This is a genomic window from Agromyces soli, assembly GCF_022811605.1.
Classification (GTDB): Bacteria; Actinomycetota; Actinomycetes; order Actinomycetales; family Microbacteriaceae; genus Agromyces; species Agromyces soli.
In genome coordinates this window covers 3,148,360-3,166,210 of the sequence record NZ_CP094533.1, presented here as the reverse complement: position 1 = coordinate 3,166,210, position 17,851 = coordinate 3,148,360, and the positions used below count along the sequence as shown (strand labels likewise).

The following is a 17,851-nucleotide window of genomic DNA, read 5'->3' as shown; positions in this document are numbered from 1 at the left end:
CAGGCGGGGCGGGGGACCTACCGTCGTTCTCAGGAATTGCATACTCAGCAAAACTTTAACCTTCGACTAGAGGTTCAAGGTTCCCAGGGAAGGCCGAACATGTCGACAAACCAGAACTACCTCGCCGTCATCAAGGTCGTCGGCATCGGCGGCGGCGGCGTCAACGCCGTCAACCGCATGATCGAGCTGGGCCTGCGCGGCGTCGAGTTCATCGCCATCAACACCGATGCCCAGGCGCTGCTGCTGAGTGACGCCGACGTCAAGCTCGACGTGGGTCGCGACCTCACCCGGGGACTCGGCGCCGGCGCCGATCCCGAGGTCGGCCGTCGCGCGGCCGAGGACCACGCGGAGGAGATCGAGGAGGCGCTCGCCGGCGCCGACATGGTCTTCGTGACCGCGGGCGAGGGCGGCGGCACCGGCACCGGCGGTGCCCCGGTCGTCGCGCGCATCGCGAAGTCGATCGGCGCGCTCACGATCGGTGTGGTCACCAAGCCGTTCAGCTTCGAGGGCAAGCGCCGGCAGACGCAGGCCGAGCAGGGCGTGGCGCGTCTGAAGGAAGAGGTCGACACCCTCATCGTGGTGCCGAACGACCGGCTGCTCGAGATCAGCGACCGCGGCATCTCCATGCTCGAGGCGTTCTCGACCGCGGACCAGGTGCTCCTCGCCGGTGTCCAGGGCATCACCGACCTGATCACCACCCCCGGCCTCATCAACCTCGACTTCGCCGACGTGAAGAGCGTCATGCAGGGCGCGGGCTCCGCGCTCATGGGGATCGGCTCCTCGAGAGGGGCGGATCGGGCGATCAAGGCCGCCGAGCTCGCCGTCGCCAGTCCGCTGCTCGAGGCCTCCATCGACGGGGCGCACGGCGTGCTGCTCTCGATCCAGGGCGGCTCGAACCTCGGCATCTTCGAGATCAACGACGCCGCGCGGCTCGTGCAGGAGGCCGTCCACCCCGAGGCGAACATCATCTTCGGCGCGGTCATCGACGACACCCTCGGCGACGAGGTGCGCGTCACCGTGATCGCCGCGGGCTTCGACGGGGGCGAGCCGCAGCCGAAGCAGGCCGTGGAGGCGCGTCAGCAGGCCGCCGTCCCCGCGGCGGTCGGTGCGGCCGTCGGCGCGGCCGGCGCGCTCGGCTCCGGCGAGCCCGGCGACCCGATCGCCGAGATCGACATCGACGAGCTCGTCGAGACGGCGAGCTGGGGCTCGGCGGAGACGACCGCGAGCACGGCCGACCAGATCGTCTCCGACCCGGCCTTCGACGACGACGGCGACGACCTCGACATCCCCGACTTCCTGAAGTGAGCCAGCTCGCCGACCGGCTGGCCGCGGTCCGCGCCGGCATCTCGGATGCCGCGGCCGCGGCCGGCCGCTCGCCCGACGAGCTCACGACGATCGTCGTGACGAAGTTCCATCCCGCCTCGCTCGTGCGCGAGCTCGTCGAGCTCGGGGTGCGTGACGTGGGCGAGAACCGGCACCAGGAGGCGCAGGCGAAGGCGGCCGAACTCGCCGAGCCCGGGCTGCGCTGGCACTTCGTCGGGCAGTTGCAGAGCAAGAAGGCCAGGCAGGTCAGGGCCTACGCCTCGGTGATCCACTCGATCGATCGGACGGCGCTCGTCGACGTGCTCCGCTCGGAGGAGTCGAGCGTCGACTGCTTCGTGCAGCTCAACCTCACCGAGGACCCGGGGCGCGGGGGTGTGGCCCCCGCCGAGCTCGAACCGCTCGTGGAGCACGTGCTCGCGACGCCGGGGCTGCGGCTGCTCGGCCTCATGGCCGTCGCGCCGCTCGACGAGCCGGCGCGGCCGGCCTTCGCCAGGGTCCGCGAGCTCTCCGAGCGCGTGCAGCGGCTCGCCCCTGAGGCGGGCGCGCTGTCGATGGGGATGTCGCACGACTACGCCGATGCGATCGCCGAGGGTGCGACACACCTGCGGATCGGCACCGCAATCACGGGGAATCGCCCGGAGCGCGGTTAACCTCGAAGAGACGAAGAACACCGGAGGGCAGCGATGTCGAACCCGCTCAAGAAGACCATGGTCTACCTCGGCCTCGCCGACGAGGAGCTCGAGACCGAGGCTCCCCAGCAGCAGGCCGCAGCGGCGGCCCCGGCTGCACCCGCCCAGGCCGCGCCCGTCGCGGCTGCCGCCCCGAAGCAGGCGCCGGTGACGCCGCTGCGAAAGCAGCACATCCAGCCGGTCGCCCCCCAGGTGGAGATGAACGAGATTCTCACGGTGCATCCGCGCCAGTACCGCGACGCCCAGGTGATCGCCGAGTCCTTCCGCGAGGGGGTGCCGGTGATCATCAACCTGTCGCAGATGTCCGACAACGACGCTCGTCGCCTCATCGATTTCGCGAGCGGGCTCTCGCAGGGCCTCTCCGGCAAGATCGAGCGCGTCACGAGCAAGGTGTTCCTGCTCTCGCCGGCGCACGTCGTGATCTCCGGCGAGAGCGGCGAGGCCGACGACGACGTGGATGCGTCGTTCTTCACGCGCGCGTAGCCGGCGGTGGGCGCCCTCTCCGTCGTCTGGAGCATCCTCTCGACGCTGCTGCTCATCTACTTCTTCGTGATGTGGGGGCGGTTCGTGCTCGACCTCGTGCGCACCTTCAACCGCAGCTGGCGGCCGCGCGGCGGTTGGCTGGTCGTGGTCGAGGCCGTGTACACGATCACCGATCCGCTCATCAAGTTCTTCCGGCGGCTCGTGCCGCCGCTGCGCCTCGGTCCCGTGGCGCTCGACCTCGCGTGGAGCCTGGCCATGCTCGTCGTCATCGTGGCGATGACCGTGGTCTCCTGGCTCTCGCAGGTCACCGCGCTCGCTGGCTGACGATCTCCTGCGAGCATTGCGGGCCGAGACGATCGGCCCTGCGGTCGCCCGAACGCGGGTGGTACCGTAACCTGAACGTGATCCGACAGTTCGATAGTTTCGACAGATTTGAGGGTGAGCAGCCATGGCGCTAACTCCGGAAGATGTGGTCAACAAGCGCTTCCAGGCGACGAAGTTCCGTGAGGGCTACGACCAGGACGAGGTCGACGATTTCCTCGACGAGGTGGTCGTCGAGCTGCGTCGACTGAACCAGGAGAACGAGGAGCTGCGTCAGCGCCTCGCCGCCGCAGAGGCCCGTTCCTCCGACCAGCCGGCCGCGCCGGCGCCGGCGGCCCCCGCGCCCGCCGCGTTCACCGAGCCCGCCTCGCAGCCGGCCACCGTCGCCGTGCCGACGCAGCAGCCGACCCCGCAGTCGGAGCTCGACGAGCAGACCTCGACGACGAACCTCCTCCAGCTCGCCCGCCGGCTCCACGAGGAGCACGTGCGCGAGGGCGTCGAGAAGCGCGATGCGCTCATCGCCGAGGGGCACGCGACCGCGGCCCGCCTCGTCGCCGAGGCCGAGGCGAAGCAGCGGCAGCAGATCGGCATCCTCGACCAGGAGCGCGTCGCGCTCGAGAAGCGGGTCGACGAGCTGCGCGTCTTCGAGCGCGAGTACCGCCAGAAGCTGAAGAGCTACATCGAGGGTCAGCTGCGCGACCTCGACACCGCGTCGCCGGTGCAGGTCTCGGGCAACCAGGGCTTCTCGGCCCCCGTGAGCGCCTCGGCGCAGGGCGAGCAGCCGGCGCCCACCTTCCAGGGCTTTGGCGCCTGAGCGCAGCGCGAAGGTCGGCACCACCACCGCACTCCTGGTCCTGGCCGGCGCCGCCGTGGTGGCGTACGGCCTCGACCAGCTGAGCAAGTACCTGGTCGTCTCGAACCTCACCGAGGGTGAGACGGTCCAGGTGCTCGGGCAGGTGCTCGAGTTCCAGTTCGTGCGGAACCCGGGTGCGGCGTTCTCGCTCGCGAGCGGGATGACCTGGATCTTCACGATCCTCGCGGCCGGCGTCATCACCTTCATCATCTGGTTCGCCCGGCGCATCAAGTCGGTGGCCTGGGCCATGGTCTTCGGGCTGCTGCTCGGCGGCGTGCTCGGCAATCTGACCGACCGGCTGTTCCGTGAGCCGAGCTTCGGGCTCGGCCACGTCGTCGACTTCATCTCGACGCCGTGGATGCTCCCCGCGATCTACAACGTCGCCGACATCTCGATCGTGTCGAGCATGGCGTTGTTCATGATCCTCACGATCCGCGGCATCGGGCTCGACGGTTCGCGCGAGGAGCGTCAGCCGAGGGGCGCCAAGGCGAGCGAGTCCGTCGCGGCCGAGCCGCAGGCGAACACGGATGCCGAGCCAGGGGGCGAGACCGAGGCCGGGCCGCGGGCCAGCCTCCCGGCCCCCCGACCGAGCGAGTCCTGATGGAGCACCGCTCCCTGCCCGTCCCGGACGGGCTCGAGGGCGCGCGCGTCGATCAGGGGCTCGCGAAGCTGCTCGGCTTCTCGCGCACGCAGGCGGCCGAGGTCGCCTCGGCGGGTGGTGTGCTCCTCGACGGCGCGGTGGCCGGCAAGTCCGACCGCCTGCGCGCGGGCGCCTGGCTCGAGGTGAGCTGGGAGCCGCCGCGCACCCTCGAGGTCGAGCCGATCGCGGTGCCCGAGCTCGGCATCATCCACGACGACGACGAGCTCGTCGTCGTCGACAAGCCCGCCGGCGTCGCGGCCCATCCCTCGCTCGGCTGGACCGGGCCGACGGTCGTCGGCGCCCTCGCCGCGGCGGGCTTCCGCATCTCGACCTCCGGTGCGCCGGAGCGGCAGGGCGTCGTGCACCGCCTCGACGCAGGCACGAGCGGGCTCATGGTGGTCGCGAAGTCCGAGCGGGCGTACACGGCGCTGAAGCGCGCGTTCCACGACCGCGAGGTGGAGAAGATCTACCACACGGTGGTGCAGGGCCATCCCGACCCGTTCGTCGGCACGATCGACGCGCCCGTCGGCCGTCATCCGCGCTCCGAGTGGAAGTTCGCGGTCGTCGCCGACGGCAAGCACGCGGTGACCCACTACGAGACGCTCGAGGCCTTCCCCTCCGCGTCCCTGCTCGAGGTGCACCTCGAGACCGGGCGCACGCACCAGATCCGCGTGCACATGGCGGCGCAGCGCCACCCGTGCGTCGGGGACGCGATGTACGGCGCCGACCCCACCATCTCGGCCCGGCTCGGGCTCGAGCGCCAGTGGCTGCACGCCAAGCAGCTCGCCTTCACGCACCCCGGCACGGGGGAGTGGACGACGTACGAATCCGAGTATCCGGCCGATCTCGCCCGCGCGCTCGAACTCCTGCGGGCCGACTGAGCCGTCGCCGCCCCCGGTGTGGGCGGGTCGCCGTAGACTCGCAGCACACCCCAGATCCACCAGCAGCACCACCCGATGAGGAGCCCCGTGGCCGCCGATTCCTTCGTTCATCTGCACGTCCATTCCGAGTACTCCATGCTCGACGGCGCCGCGAGAATCGGGGAGCTCATCAAGGCCGCCCAAGGGCACGAGATGCCCGCCGTCGCGGTCACCGACCACGGCAACGTGTTCGGCGCCTACGACTTCTGGAAGCAGGCGACCGACGCCGGCATCAAGCCGATCATCGGCACCGAGGCGTACCTCACGCCGCGCACCGACCGGCGCGACAAGACCCGTGTGCGCTGGGGCGACGGCGGCGGCGACGACGTCTCCGGCTCCGGTGCGTACACGCACATGACGCTGCTCTCCGAGACGACCGAGGGCATGCACAACCTGTTCCGGCTCTCGAGCCGGGCCTCGATCGAGGGCTACTACTTCAAGCCCCGCATGGACCGCGAGCTGCTGCAGACCTACTCGAAGGGGCTCATCGCCACGACCGGCTGCCCCTCCGGCGAGGTGCAGACGCGGCTCCGCCTGGGCCAGTACGACGAGGCGGTGAAGGCGGCGGCCGAGTTCCGCGACATCTTCGGTCGCGAGAACTTCTTCTGCGAGATCATGGACCACGGTCTCGGCATCGAGAAGCGCATCATGGACGACCTGTTCCGGCTCGCGAAAGACCTCGGGCTCCCGCTCGTCGCGACGAACGATCTGCACTACACGCACGCCCACGACGCCAAGAGCCACGCCGCGCTGCTGTGTGTGCAGTCCGGCTCGACGCTCGACGACCCGAACCGCTTCAAGTTCGACGCCGACGAGTTCTACCTGAAGACCGCCGCCGAGATGCGGCACCTCTTCCGCGACCACCCCGAGGCGTGCGACAACACCCTCGCGATCGCCGAGCGCTGCGACGTGCAGTTCAACACCAGCGCGAACTACATGCCGCGCTTCCCCGTTCCCCAGGGCGAGAACGAGGAGAGCTGGTTCGTGAAGGAGGTCGAGAAGGGGCTGCACCTGCGCTACCCGAACGGCATCCCGGCCGACGTCCGCAAGCAGGCCGACTACGAGGTCGGCGTCATCAGCCAGATGGGCTTCCCCGGCTACTTCCTCGTCGTCGCCGACTTCATCAACTGGTCGAAGGAGAACGGCATCCGGGTGGGCCCGGGCCGCGGTTCGGGCGCCGGCTCCATGGCGGCCTACGCGATGAAGATCACCGACCTCGACCCGCTGCAGCACGGCCTCATCTTCGAGCGCTTCCTGAACCCCGACCGCGTCTCGATGCCCGACTTCGACGTCGACTTCGACGAGCGCCGTCGCGGCGAGGTCATCAAGTACGTGACCGAGAAGTACGGCGAGGAGCGCGTCGCGCAGATCGTCACGTACGGCACGATCAAGGCGAAGCAGGCGCTGAAGGACTCGGGCCGCGTGCTCGGCTTCCCCTTCTCGATGGGCGAGAAGCTCACGAAGGCGATGCCGCCGGCCGTGATGGGCAAGGACATCCCGCTCTCGGGCATCGTCGACAAGGAGCACCCGCGCTTCAAGGAGGCGGGCGACATCCGGGCGATCATCGAGACCGACCCCGAGGCCCGCACGGTGTTCGACACCGCCCTCGGGCTCGAGAATCTGAAGCGCCAGTGGGGCGTGCACGCGGCCGGCGTGATCATGTCGAGCGACCCGCTGATCGACATCATCCCGATCATGAAGCGCGAGCAGGACGGCCAGATCGTCACGCAGTTCGACTACCCGGCATGCGAATCCCTCGGCCTCATCAAGATGGACTTCCTGGGGCTGCGCAACCTCACGATCATCGACGACGCGCTCGACAACATCGAGGCGAACCGGGGCTTCCGCCCGGTGCTCGAAGACCTGGCGCTCGACGACCAGCCGGCGTACGAGCTGCTGTCGCGCGGCGACACGCTCGGCGTGTTCCAGCTCGACGGCGGCCCGATGCGCTCACTGCTGCGGCTCATGAAGCCCGACAACTTCGAAGACATCTCGGCCGTCATCGCGCTGTACCGACCCGGCCCCATGGGCGCGAACTCGCACACGAACTACGCGCTGCGCAAGAACGGGCTGCAGGAGATCACGCCGATCCACCCCGAGCTCGCCGAGCCGCTGAAGGACATCCTCGAGACGAGCTACGGCCTCATCATCTACCAGGAGCAGGTGATGGCGATCGCGCAGCGGGTGGCCGGCTTCTCACTCGGTCAGGCCGACATCCTCCGCCGCGCGATGGGCAAGAAGAAGAAGTCCGAGCTCGACAAGCAGTACGCGGGCTTCTCGCAGGGCATGATCGACAACGGCTACTCCGAGGGCGCGATCAAGATGCTCTGGGACATCCTGCTGCCGTTCTCCGACTACGCGTTCAACAAGGCCCACTCGGCCGCGTACGGGGTGCTCAGCTACTGGACGGCCTACCTCAAGGCGCACTATCCGGCCGAGTACATGGCCGCGCTCCTCACGAGCGTCGGCGACGCACGCGACAAGCTCGCGCTCTACCTCAACGAGTGCCGCCGCATGGGCATCAAGGTACTGCCGCCCGACGTGAACGAGTCGATCGGCTTCTTCGCCGCCGTCGGCGACGACATCCGATTCGGCCTCGGCGCCGTGCGCAACGTCGGGTTCAACGTCGTCGACGCGATCCGCGCCGCCCGCGACGAGAAGGGGCGCTTCGAGTCGTTCCACGACTTCCTGAAGAAGTCGCCGCTGCAGGTCGCGAACAAGCGCACCGTCGAGTCGCTCATCAAGGCCGGCGCCTTCGACTCGCTGGGTGACACCCGCCGCGCGCTCGTCGAGACGCACGAGTCCGCCGTCGACGGCGCGGTCGCCACGAAGCGCGTCGAGGCGACCGGCCAGGCCGGATTCAACTTCGACGACCTCTTCGACGAGGGGGAGCGCTCCGAGGCCGCCTCGCAGGTGCCGCCGCGCCCCGAGTGGCCGAAGAGCACGAAGCTCGCATTCGAGCGCGAGATGCTCGGGCTCTACGTCTCCGACCACCCGCTGGCCGGCCTCGAGGTGCCGCTCGCGAAGCATGCCTCCACGAGCATCGCCGACCTCATGAGCTCGGAGCACACGCAGGACGGCGACACCGTGGTCGTCGCCGGCCTCGTGACGAGCGTGCAGCACCGCATCGCGAAGTCCTCCGGCAACCAGTACGGCATGATCCAGGTCGAGGACTTCTCGGGCGAGATCACCGTCATGTTCATGGGCAAGGCCTACCAGGAGTTCGCGCCGGGGCTGCAGGCCGACTCGATCGCGGTCGTCCGCGGCCGGGTCAGCATGCGCGACGACGGCATGAACCTGCACGCCTTCAGCGTCTTCACCCCCGACCTCGGGCAGGGCGACGAGAGCGGGCCGGTGATGATCTCCCTGCAGGACGTGCGTGCCACGACCGACACCATCACGGCGCTCGGCGAGGTGCTGGCCCGCCACCGGGGCGACACCGAGGTGCGGCTCCGGCTCGTGAAGGGCGGCACCGCGCGCGTCTTCGAGGTGCCGCATCCCGTGCGGGTGACGGCCGACTTCTACGGCGAGCTGAAGAGCCTGCTCGGCCCGAACTGTCTGAGCTGAGCCGAGCCGAGTCGAGCCGAGCTGAGGTGAGCAGAGCTGAGCCGAGCCTGAGCGGCGCGGTCCGGGGCGCCCGGCCTCGCTAGGCTGGAGCCCTGATGCTGCGAACGATCGATCTCCGCGGAACCCGTCCGACCCAGCGCGAGTTGCTCGCGCTCGTGCCCCGTGCCGCCACCGACGTGTCGGCGGCGCTCGAGACCGCGCGCACGCTCGTCGAGGAGGTCCGCGAGCACGGCGAGCAGGCGCTGCTCGCCCAGGCGGAGCGTCTGGACCGGGTGCGCCCGCCGGCCATCCGCGTGCCCGAGTCGGAGCTGCGCGAGGCGCTCGACGCGCTCGACCCCGGGATCCGCCGCGCCATCGAGTCGACCATCGAACGCGTCCGCGCGGCGAGCGCGGCGCAGGTGCCCGCTCCGGAGCGCACCGTGCTCGCCGACGGCGCCGTCGTGGAGCAGCGCTGGCAGCCGGTCGCCCGGGTCGGCCTCTACGTGCCCGGCGGCAAGGCCGTCTACCCCTCGAGCGTCGTGATGAACGTCGTGCCGGCGCAGGCCGCCGGAGTCGCCTCGATCGCGCTCGCCTCGCCGCCGCAGGCGGCCCACGGCGGCCGCATCCACCCGACGGTCGCCGCCGTCGCCGCGCTCCTCGGCATCACCGAGGTCTACGCGATGGGCGGCGCGGGCGCGATCGGCGCCTTCGCGTACGGCGTCGACGAGCTCGGGCTCGACCCGGTCCAGCGCGTCACCGGCCCGGGCAACGTCTACGTGGCGGCTGCGAAGCGCGTCGTCGCCGCGGTCACGGGCATCGACGCGGAGGCGGGGCCCACCGACATCCTGGTCATCGCCGACGACGCGGCCGACGCCGACTTCGTGGCCGCCGACCTGATCAGCCAGGCCGAGCACGACGAACTCGCCGCCTCGGTGCTCGTGACCGACTCCGAGGCTTTCGCCGCGCGGGTGCTCGAGCGGCTCACGGTCCGGGCCGCGGCGACGAAGCACCGCGAGCGCGTGCTCGCGGCGCTCGGCGGCGCGCAGTCGGCCCTCGTGCTCGTCGACGACCTCGAACAGGCCGCGGCCTTCGCGAACGCCTTCGGGCCGGAGCACCTCGAGATCCAGGTGCGCGACGCCGACGCGGTGCTCGCCGGAATCGAGAACGCCGGGGCGATCTTCCTCGGCCCGTACTCGCCCGTGAGCCTCGGCGACTACGCCGCCGGCTCCAACCACGTGCTGCCCACGGGCGGCCAGGCGCGGCACGCCGCCGGCCTCTCGGCGGCGACGTTCCTGCGGCCGCAGCAGATCGTCAGGTACGACGAGCGGGCGCTCCGTGAGGTCGCGCCGGTGATCGCCGCGCTGTCCGCGGAGGAGGACCTGCCCGCCCACGGCGAGGCCGTGACGGCGCGGTTCCCGGAGGTCTGAGCCGGCCGCCGGGCCGGGGGTAGGCTTGGCACACCATGTACTGCCCGTTCTGCCGCCACCCAGATTCGCGTGTCATCGACTCCCGCACGAGCGACGACGGACTCTCGATCCGACGTCGTCGGCAGTGCCCGGAATGCGGTCGCCGCTTCTCGACCACCGAGACCGCGAGCCTCGTGGTCATCAAGCGCTCCGGAGTCGTCGAGCCGTTCAGTCGCGAGAAGGTCGTGCTCGGTGTGCGCAAGGCGTGCCAGGGGCGCCCGGTGACCGACTCCGACCTCGCCGTGCTGGCGCAGAAGGTCGAGGAGACCATCCGCTCGACGGGCGCCTCGCAGATCGAGGCGAACGACATCGGCCTCGCCATCCTGCCGCCGCTGCGTGAGCTCGACGAGGTGGCGTACCTGCGCTTCGCGAGCGTCTACCAGGCGTTCGAGTCGCTCGACGACTTCGACGCCGCCATCGCCCAGCTCCGCGAGGAGCACGGCCGGCTGCCCGCACGCCCCGTGGAGTGACGCGCGGCGCGGAGCGGCACGTCGGCTCCGGTAGCCTGGCTGCGGCATGTATGGACTCCTCTTCTCGCTCTTCCTGTCGAAGCTCGACCCCGAAGACGCGCACCACCTCGCCTTCCGCGTGATCCGCGCGCTGCCGACCCTGGGCGTCGGACGCGTCGTCGAGCGCTTCACCGCCCCCGACCCTGCGCTCGCGGTCGAGACGCTCGGGCTGCGCTTCCCCTCGCCCTTCGGCGTCGCGGCGGGCTTCGACAAGGACGGCTTCGCCGTGCGCGGGCTCGGCAACCTCGGCTTCGGCCACGTCGAGGTCGGCACGATCACCGCGATCGCGCAGCCCGGCAATGAGCGACCCCGGCTGTTCCGCCTCGTCGCCGACCGGGCCCTGATCAACCGGATGGGGTTCAACAACGGCGGTGCGGATGCCGCGGCGGGCCGCCTCTCGCGACTCTCCCGCCGCCCGCACCGACCCGTGCTCGGGGTCAACATCGGAAAGAGCCGGGTGACCGCGGTCGAGGACGCCGTCGCCGACTACGAGCGCAGCGCGAGCGTGCTCGCCCCCTTCGCCGACTACCTCGTGGTGAACGTCAGCTCGCCGAACACGCCGGGGCTGCGCGGCCTGCAGGAGCTCGACGCCCTGGCACCGCTGCTCGAGGCCGTGCGCGCGGCCGCTGGGCGCACCCCGCTGCTCGTGAAGATCGCCCCGGACCTCGCCGACGAGGAAGTGCGCCGCATCTGCGCGCTCGTGCTGCGGCTCGGCCTCGACGGCATCATCGCGACGAACACGACGATCTCCCGTGACGGACTGAAGACCCCGGCGGCCGAGGTCGAGGCGAAGGGGGCGGGCGGCCTCTCGGGCGCCCCGCTCGCGGCCCGTTCGCTCGAGGTGCTCCGGCTCATCCGGGCCGAGGTGCCCGCCGAGCTCTGCGTCGTCTCCGTCGGCGGCGTCGAGACGGCAGCCGACGTGCAGGACCGGCTCGACGCCGGTGCGACGCTCGTGCAGGGCTACTCGGCGTTCATCTACCGGGGGCCGTTCTGGGCCCGGCAGGTGAACCGCGGGCTGCTCCGGTTCCGCCGCTCGCGCGAGCAGGCCGGGTCGCGTTCGCGCTGAGCCCGCCGCCGGGCCGCGTCGGCGCGCCGATCCGTCTCAGGCGTCGGCGCCCCCGCGCCCGCTGAGCACGCCGGCCTCGGCCAGGCGGTCGGCGAGGGAGGACCCGTCGCTCGCGGAGACCCACGGGATGCCGTCGTCGTGCTCGCCCGTCTTCGTGCGACCGCCGGCGAGCACCGCCTCGCCCGTGGAGAGTCGCCGGATCGCCACGGCGGCGACGCGGTCGGGGTGATCCTCGGCGAAGCTCGCGTAGAGCTCCTCGTCGTGCTGCCCGTCGTCCCCGATCAGCAGCCATCGGATGCCGGGGAACTCCTCGGCGAGCCGGCGCAGGTTCTGCTCCTTGTGCGCGCGGCCGCTGCGGAACCAGCGATCGTGCGTCGGACCCCAGTCGGTGAGCAGCAGCGGCCCGGCGGGGAAGAGGTTGCGCGAGAGGAACCGCGTGAGCGTCGGCGCGACGTTCCAGGCTCCGGTCGACAGGTAGATCACGGGCGCGCCCGGGTGCGAACGGGCGAGCCGCTCGAAGAGCACGGCCATGCCGGGCGTCGGGATGCGGGCGTGCTCGGCGAGCACGAAGGTGTTCCAGGCCGCCACGAGGGGGCGGGGGAGCGCGGTCACCATGACGGTGTCGTCCACGTCGGAGATGATGCCGAAGTCGGTGTCGGGCGAGACGACGAGGATCGGCGCCTCGACCTCCGCAGAGCCCTCGGTCGAGAGCACGGCGCGGTGCCAGCCGGGCGCGAGCTCGACGGGGATCTTCGTGTCGACCACGCCGCCGCGGTCGGCGAGCACCTCGATGCGGACCTCGCCGATGCGGATGACGACCGGAACGTCGCCGACGGGGACGCTCGTGAAGCTCCGCCAGCCGCGGATGCTCTCCTGACCGGGGCGCCGGCGCCGGCGGCCGCTCGGCTCGTCACCGGTGCGGGGCTTCGAGAGCAGCACCCGGCAGAATACGCGGACCCAGTCGGTCGAGCCGTACCCCGTGTACGGCACGACCGTCGGGATGTGCCCGCGGCGCCTGGCGAACCGCTCCCTGACCTCGTGCACCCAGTCCTCGAAGCGTGCCGCGCCGTGCCGGGCCGTCCGCTCGGGGGGTCCGGGCGGGGGTGGGGGGCTCGCCGGCATCCCCTCAGTCTGTCATGCCGGTGCGGACGGGGTCGAACCGCGGCGCGCGCCGCCCGTGCGGTCGGAGCGGGTCCGGCGGGCAGGTAAAGTAGCCAGGCAAGTCCAAGGAGGTTTCGTGTCGAACGTCGACCTGATCCTCGGTACCGACCACGCTCGGAAGCGTGCCGTCCGTACCGAACCGACCCAGCGTCGCAGCTCGCAGCGCCTCGATGCGCTGCTCGACGCCGCTGCTGAGATCGTCGACGAGATCGGCTTCGAGCGGCTCACCACGCAGATGGTGGCCGAGCGAGCCGGCGCCTCCATCGGCACGGTGTACCGCTACTTCCCCGACCGCGTCGCGGTGCTGCACTCGCTCCGCGAGCGCTCGGTCCGGCGCTACCGCGAGCGGGTCGCCGACCTGTTCGACGGAACCGCGTTCGACGGTTGGTGGCACGCGGTCGAGCTGGCGGTCGACGCGTGCATCGACCTGTACCGCGACGAGCCCGGCTTCAGCGTGATCCACGGCTCGGAGCGCGAGCTCAGCGACGACGGCATCGAGCCCGAGTTCGCCGACCGGCTCGCGAGCGTCATCGAGGCCGAGTTCGGCGAGCTGGGCGACGGGGAGGAGCTGCGGTTCCGGCTCGGCGTCGCGATCGAGCTCGTCGACTCGCTCGTGAACCGGGCGTTCATGCGCGATCCCGCAGGCGACGAGCGCTACCTCCGCGAGGCGAAGCGAGTCGTCCGCGAGTACCTCGAGGGCGCGCTCGACGGACGTCGCAGGGTCGAGTCCGCAGCATAGTGCACCCGCGCCGCGCCGATGGAGGCGTTGCCCGCCGGCCGGAATGATGTTTGGCTGGTCCTCGCGTTCGGACCCACCGGGCGGGGGAGAGCGAAACATGATCGAGTTCCGCGGCGTCACCAAGCAGTATCCCGACGGCACAGTCGCGGTCGGCGGTGTGGACCTCGTCGTCCCGCCCCGCACGACCACGGTGCTCGTCGGCACCTCCGGTTCCGGCAAGACCACCCTGCTGCGCATGATCAACCGGATGGTCGACCCGACCGACGGGGCCGTGCTCATCGACGGCACCGACGTCGCCACCGTCGACCCGGTGCGCCTGCGCCGTTCGATCGGCTACGTCATGCAGAACTCCGGCCTGCTGCCGCACCGCACCGTGCTCGACAACGTCATGACGGTGCCGCTGCTGAAGGGCACACGCCGCCAGACGGCTCGGGCGAGGGCCATGGAACTGCTCGAGACGGTCGGACTGGATGCCTCGCTCGCGCAGAAGTACCCCGCGCAGCTCTCGGGCGGGCAGCAGCAGCGCGTCGGCGTCGCGCGCGGCCTCGCGGCGGACCCCAACATCCTGCTGATGGACGAGCCGTTCGGCGCGGTCGACCCGCTCGTGCGCCAGGAACTGCAGCAGGAGCTCCGCCGGCTGCAGCGCGAGCTCGGCAAGACCGTCGTGTTCGTCACGCACGACATCGACGAGGCGTTCCTCCTCGGCGACCAGGTCGTGCTGCTCCGCACCGGCGGCAGGGTCGTGCAGTCCGGCGAGCCGGCCGAGTTCCTCGCGAGCCCGGCCGACGACTTCGTCAGCGGCTTCGTGGGAGCCGACCGCGGCCGGCGCCGCCTGCGGCTCGAGGAGGTCGGCGGCCGCCGCGTCGTCGTCGACGAGGACGGCCGACCGGCGGGAGTCCTCGAACCGTGAACTGGCTCGTCCAGAACCTCGGCCTCGTCGGCGAGCTGCTGCTCGTCCACCTCGCATTGTCGGTGCCGGCGATCATACTGAGCTTCGTGATCGCGATACCCATCGGCTACCTGGCGCACCGGCAACGGTGGGCCCGAGGTGTGCTGCTCACGCTGTGCGGCGTGCTCTACGCGATCCCCTCGCTCGCGCTGTTCATCGCGCTGCCCGCGATCACCGGCTTCGGCATCCGCTCGCCGCTGAACCTCGTCGTCGCGCTGACGCTCTACGGCATCGCGGTCATGGTGCGCACGGCCGCCGACGCCTTCGACGCGGTCTCGCCCGACACCCGGCTCGCGGCCACCGCCATGGGCTACTCCGCCGCCGGCCGGTTCTGGGCGGTCGAGCTGCCGCTCGCCGGCCCCGTGCTGCTCGCCGGGCTCCGCGTCGTGATCGTCAGCACCGTGAGCCTCGTCACGGTCGGCGCCGTCATCGGGGTGCAGAGCCTCGGCAGCCTGTTCACCGACGGGTTCCAGCGTGGCATCGTGGCGGAGATCGTCACGGGCATCGTCGCGACGATGGTGCTCGCCCTCGTGCTCGACGCGCTGAGCGTGCTCGCGGGGCGCCTGCTGCTGCCCTGGGCGAGGCGGGCCGCCCCCGGCCGGCGAAGTTCCTCGCAGGCCGCCCCGATCGAGGCGGGTGAGCCGGCATGAACCTCTTCGCCGACGCGATCGCCTGGCTCCTCGACCCGGCCAACTGGGGCGGGCCGAGCGGCATCTCGGCGCGGCTGCTCCAGCATCTGGCGGTATCCGCGGTCGTGCTCGTCATCGCCGCCGTCATCGCCCTGCCGATCGGCGGGCTGATCGGGCACACCGGTCGGGGCAAGCAGCTCGCCGTGATGGTGTCGGGCGGCCTGCGCGCACTGCCCACGCTCGGCGTGCTGACGCTCTTCGGGCTGTGGCTCGGCATCGGCCTGCGTGCGCCCGTGCTCGCACTCGTCATCCTCGCCATCCCGCCGCTGCTCGCCGGCGCCTACGCGGGGTTCGAGTCGGTCGACCGACGCACGGTCGATGCGGCCCGCGCGATGGGCATGCGCGAGACGCAGATCGTCGGCAAGGTCGAGCTGCCCATCGGCCTGCCCATCGTGGTCGGCGGCATCCGTTCGGCGGCGCTGCAGGTCATCGCCACCGCGATGCTCGCCGCCTACCTCGCCGACGTCGGTCTCGGCCGCTTCATCTTCGAGGGGCTGAAGACGCGCGACTACGCGCAGATGCTCGGCGCCTCGCTCCTCGTCATCCTGCTCGCCCTCGTCGTCGACGGCGCGTTCGCCCTGCTGCAGCGCCTCGTCACTCCGACCGGGGTGCGTCTCGCCCGCTCCGCCCGCACGGGCACCGAGCCGGCGCGCAAGCGCACCCCTGCCCGACGCACCATCACCGAAGGGAATCCAGTATGAACACGGCACGCACGACCCTCCGCATCGCCCTGGCGGCCGTCGCCGTCGGCGCGATGACGGCCCTCGCAGGCTGCGCCTCCGGCGGCGACCCGCTCGACGAGTCGTCCTCGCCGGGCGGCTCGGGGGGCGACACCATCGTCATCGGCTCGCAGGACTACTACTCGAACGAGATCATCGCCGAGCTCTACGCGCAGGCACTGGAGGAGAACGGCTTCACGGTCGACCGCCAGTTCCGCATCGGGCAGCGCGAGGTCTACATGCCCGAGATCGAGGACGGCTCGATCGACGTCTTCCCCGAGTACACCGGCAACCTGCTGCAGTTCTTCGAGCCCGACACGACGGCGACCACGAGCGACGACGTCTATACCGCGCTCGAGGGTGCGCTGCCCGACGGGCTGCGCGTGCTCGACCAGTCGACCGCGAGCGACCAGGACTCGTACAACGTGACCAAGGCGTTCTCCGAGGCGAACAACGTGAAGAGCCTCGCCGACCTCAAGAACGTCACCTCGAAGATCACGCTCGGCGGCAACTCCGAGCTGGCGACCCGCCCCTACGGGCCGGAGGGCCTGAAGTCGGTGTACGGCGTCGACGTGGCCTTCACCCCGATCGAGGACAACGGCGGCCCGCTGACCCTGAAGGCGCTCGTCGACGACCAGGTGCAGATGGTGAACATCTTCAGCGCCGACCCGAACATCGCCGCGAACGACCTCGTGACGCTGGAGGACCCCGAGGGGCTCTTCCTCGCCTCGAACGTCGTGCCCGTGGTGAGCGAGAAGGTCACCGACGACATGGCGAAGGTCATCAACACGGTGAGCGCTGCGCTCACCCCCGAGGACCTCGTCGCGCTGAACTCGCTGAGCGTCAACGAGCAGCAGTCGGCCGCGCAGATCGCGAAGGACTGGCTGGCCGAGAAGTCGCTGTTCTGAGCCTCGCAGAGGGGTCGGAATCCCGGGTCACGCCCGGGACTCCGGCCCCTCCGTCGTGCACGGGCTCGCCTCGCCCTCGCTCACGGCGGTCTCGTTCGCGAGCTCGTCGACCGGCGTCGCGTCGCCCGCGACCGCGTCGCCCAGCGCCGCGTCGGCCTCGAGGTGGCGGGCCTCGGAGCGCAGGATCAGCTTCTTCGCGATCCAGACGACGACGAGGAACACCGCGATGACGGCGACGAAGACGTAGCCCGCCCAGTGCAGTTCGCGGCTGAGCTCTCGGTAGCTGCCCGCCGCGACCCAGCCGACGGTCGTGTACGCCGCGGCCCAGATCGCGCAGGCGGGCGCGGTCCAGGCGAGGAAGCGGCGATAGCTCATCGTGCTCATGCCGACGGTGAGCGGAACGAGCGAGTGCAGCACCGGCAGGAAGCGCGAGATGAACACCGCGGGCCCGCCGCGCCGGTCGAGGTAGCGCTGAGCGCGCTGCCAGTTCGCCTCGCCGATGCGCCGGCCGAGCCGCGAGTGCTGGATGCGCGGGCCGAACCAGCGGCCGAGCACGAAGCCGACCGTCTCGCCGAGGAGCGCGCCGAAGATGACGGTCACGAGCATCGCCACGTACTGCGTGCCGTTCTCGATCGCCGTCGAGGCGACGATGACGACCGTGTCCCCGGGCACGATGAGGCCGATGAGCACGGAGGTCTCGAGCATGATGCCGATCCCCGCCAGCACGGTGCGCAGCACCGGGTCCACGCTCTGGACGGTGTCGAGGATCCAATCGAGCAGCTCGTTCATCGTGACCGAGCCTACGGGCCGTGGCTGGGGAGGGCATCCGACCAGGGAGTGATCACGCGGGGGTGCGCCCCGTACCGCGGA

The 17,851-nt window shown here is 70.9% G+C and carries 18 protein-coding genes; 16 read left to right on the top strand and 2 right to left on the bottom strand.

The genetic code is table 11. The annotated features are described in order from the left end of the window. Positions 1-99: 99 nt before the first annotated feature. The 11 genes from ftsZ (at position 100) to MTP13_RS15135 (ending at position 11,816) form a co-directional block, all read left to right on the top strand. Positions 100-1,305, top strand: coding sequence for a cell division protein FtsZ (ftsZ, locus tag MTP13_RS15185; RefSeq protein WP_243568523.1), 1,206 nt, complete (start codon positions 100-102; stop codon positions 1,303-1,305). After that, on the top strand, positions 1,302-1,973 hold the full coding sequence (locus MTP13_RS15180) for a YggS family pyridoxal phosphate-dependent enzyme (RefSeq protein WP_243568522.1): 672 nt from the start codon (positions 1,302-1,304) through the stop codon (positions 1,971-1,973). The genes ftsZ and MTP13_RS15180 overlap by 4 nt, the downstream gene beginning before the upstream one ends. Positions 1,974-2,006: 33 nt before the next feature. Continuing rightward, complete coding sequence (locus MTP13_RS15175; RefSeq protein ID WP_243568521.1) at positions 2,007-2,495, top strand: cell division protein SepF; 489 nt, start codon at positions 2,007-2,009, stop codon at positions 2,493-2,495. A gap of 6 nt (positions 2,496-2,501) precedes the next feature. Then, a complete protein-coding gene (locus tag MTP13_RS15170) occupies positions 2,502-2,819 on the top strand; it encodes a YggT family protein (RefSeq protein ID WP_243568520.1) in 318 nt (105 codons plus the stop codon). A gap of 124 nt (positions 2,820-2,943) precedes the next feature. After that, entirely contained in the window at positions 2,944-3,630 is a 687-nt protein-coding gene (locus MTP13_RS15165; protein WP_243568519.1) for a DivIVA domain-containing protein, read from the top strand. After that, entirely contained in the window at positions 3,620-4,270 is a 651-nt protein-coding gene (gene lspA, locus MTP13_RS15160) for a signal peptidase II (protein ID WP_243568518.1), read from the top strand. The genes MTP13_RS15165 and lspA overlap by 11 nt, the downstream gene beginning before the upstream one ends. Further along, positions 4,270-5,190 carry an RluA family pseudouridine synthase gene (locus MTP13_RS15155; RefSeq protein WP_243568517.1) on the top strand — a complete coding sequence of 307 codons (921 nt, stop codon included), beginning with the start codon at positions 4,270-4,272 and terminating at the stop codon, positions 5,188-5,190. Before lspA ends, MTP13_RS15155 begins: the two co-directional genes overlap by 1 nt. A gap of 135 nt (positions 5,191-5,325) precedes the next feature. Continuing rightward, a complete protein-coding gene (gene dnaE, locus MTP13_RS15150) occupies positions 5,326-8,796 on the top strand; it encodes a DNA polymerase III subunit alpha (protein ID WP_243570855.1) in 3,471 nt (1,156 codons plus the stop codon). Positions 8,797-8,891: 95 nt separating this feature from the next. Further along, positions 8,892-10,202, top strand: coding sequence for a histidinol dehydrogenase (hisD, locus tag MTP13_RS15145; protein WP_243568516.1), 1,311 nt, complete (start codon positions 8,892-8,894; stop codon positions 10,200-10,202). A gap of 35 nt (positions 10,203-10,237) precedes the next feature. Continuing rightward, positions 10,238-10,711 carry a transcriptional regulator NrdR gene (gene nrdR / locus MTP13_RS15140; RefSeq protein WP_189086504.1) on the top strand — a complete coding sequence of 158 codons (474 nt, stop codon included), beginning with the start codon at positions 10,238-10,240 and terminating at the stop codon, positions 10,709-10,711. Between the two features lie 46 nt (positions 10,712-10,757). Continuing rightward, positions 10,758-11,816, top strand: coding sequence for a quinone-dependent dihydroorotate dehydrogenase (locus tag MTP13_RS15135; protein ID WP_243568515.1), 1,059 nt, complete (start codon positions 10,758-10,760; stop codon positions 11,814-11,816). 36 nt (positions 11,817-11,852) lie between these two features. Here the strand turns inward: MTP13_RS15135 and MTP13_RS15130 are convergent, their stop codons facing one another. Next, positions 11,853-12,938 (bottom strand): App1 family protein, encoded by a 1,086-nt coding sequence (locus MTP13_RS15130; protein WP_243568514.1) that lies wholly within the window; start codon positions 12,936-12,938, stop codon positions 11,853-11,855. Between the two features lie 115 nt (positions 12,939-13,053). Between MTP13_RS15130 and MTP13_RS15125 the strand changes: the two genes are divergently transcribed. From MTP13_RS15125 to MTP13_RS15105, 5 genes are all read left to right on the top strand, one after another. Further along, the gene (locus MTP13_RS15125) at positions 13,054-13,716 is read left to right on the top strand and encodes a TetR/AcrR family transcriptional regulator (RefSeq protein ID WP_243568513.1); all 663 of its coding nucleotides are present in this window, start codon (positions 13,054-13,056) and stop codon (positions 13,714-13,716) included. Positions 13,717-13,813: 97 nt separating this feature from the next. Continuing rightward, entirely contained in the window at positions 13,814-14,626 is an 813-nt protein-coding gene (locus tag MTP13_RS15120; protein ID WP_243568512.1) for an ABC transporter ATP-binding protein, read from the top strand. Then, on the top strand, positions 14,623-15,315 hold the full coding sequence (locus MTP13_RS15115) for an ABC transporter permease (protein WP_243568511.1): 693 nt from the start codon (positions 14,623-14,625) through the stop codon (positions 15,313-15,315). Before MTP13_RS15120 ends, MTP13_RS15115 begins: the two co-directional genes overlap by 4 nt. Continuing rightward, positions 15,312-16,055, top strand: coding sequence for an ABC transporter permease (locus MTP13_RS15110; protein WP_243568510.1), 744 nt, complete (start codon positions 15,312-15,314; stop codon positions 16,053-16,055). The genes MTP13_RS15115 and MTP13_RS15110 overlap by 4 nt, the downstream gene beginning before the upstream one ends. Continuing rightward, positions 16,052-16,981, top strand: coding sequence for an ABC transporter substrate-binding protein (locus MTP13_RS15105; protein WP_243568509.1), 930 nt, complete (start codon positions 16,052-16,054; stop codon positions 16,979-16,981). Before MTP13_RS15110 ends, MTP13_RS15105 begins: the two co-directional genes overlap by 4 nt. 27 nt (positions 16,982-17,008) lie before the next feature. Here the strand turns inward: MTP13_RS15105 and MTP13_RS15100 are convergent, their stop codons facing one another. Further along, a complete protein-coding gene (locus tag MTP13_RS15100) occupies positions 17,009-17,770 on the bottom strand; it encodes a DedA family protein (RefSeq protein WP_243568508.1) in 762 nt (253 codons plus the stop codon). Positions 17,771-17,851 lie beyond the last annotated feature (81 nt).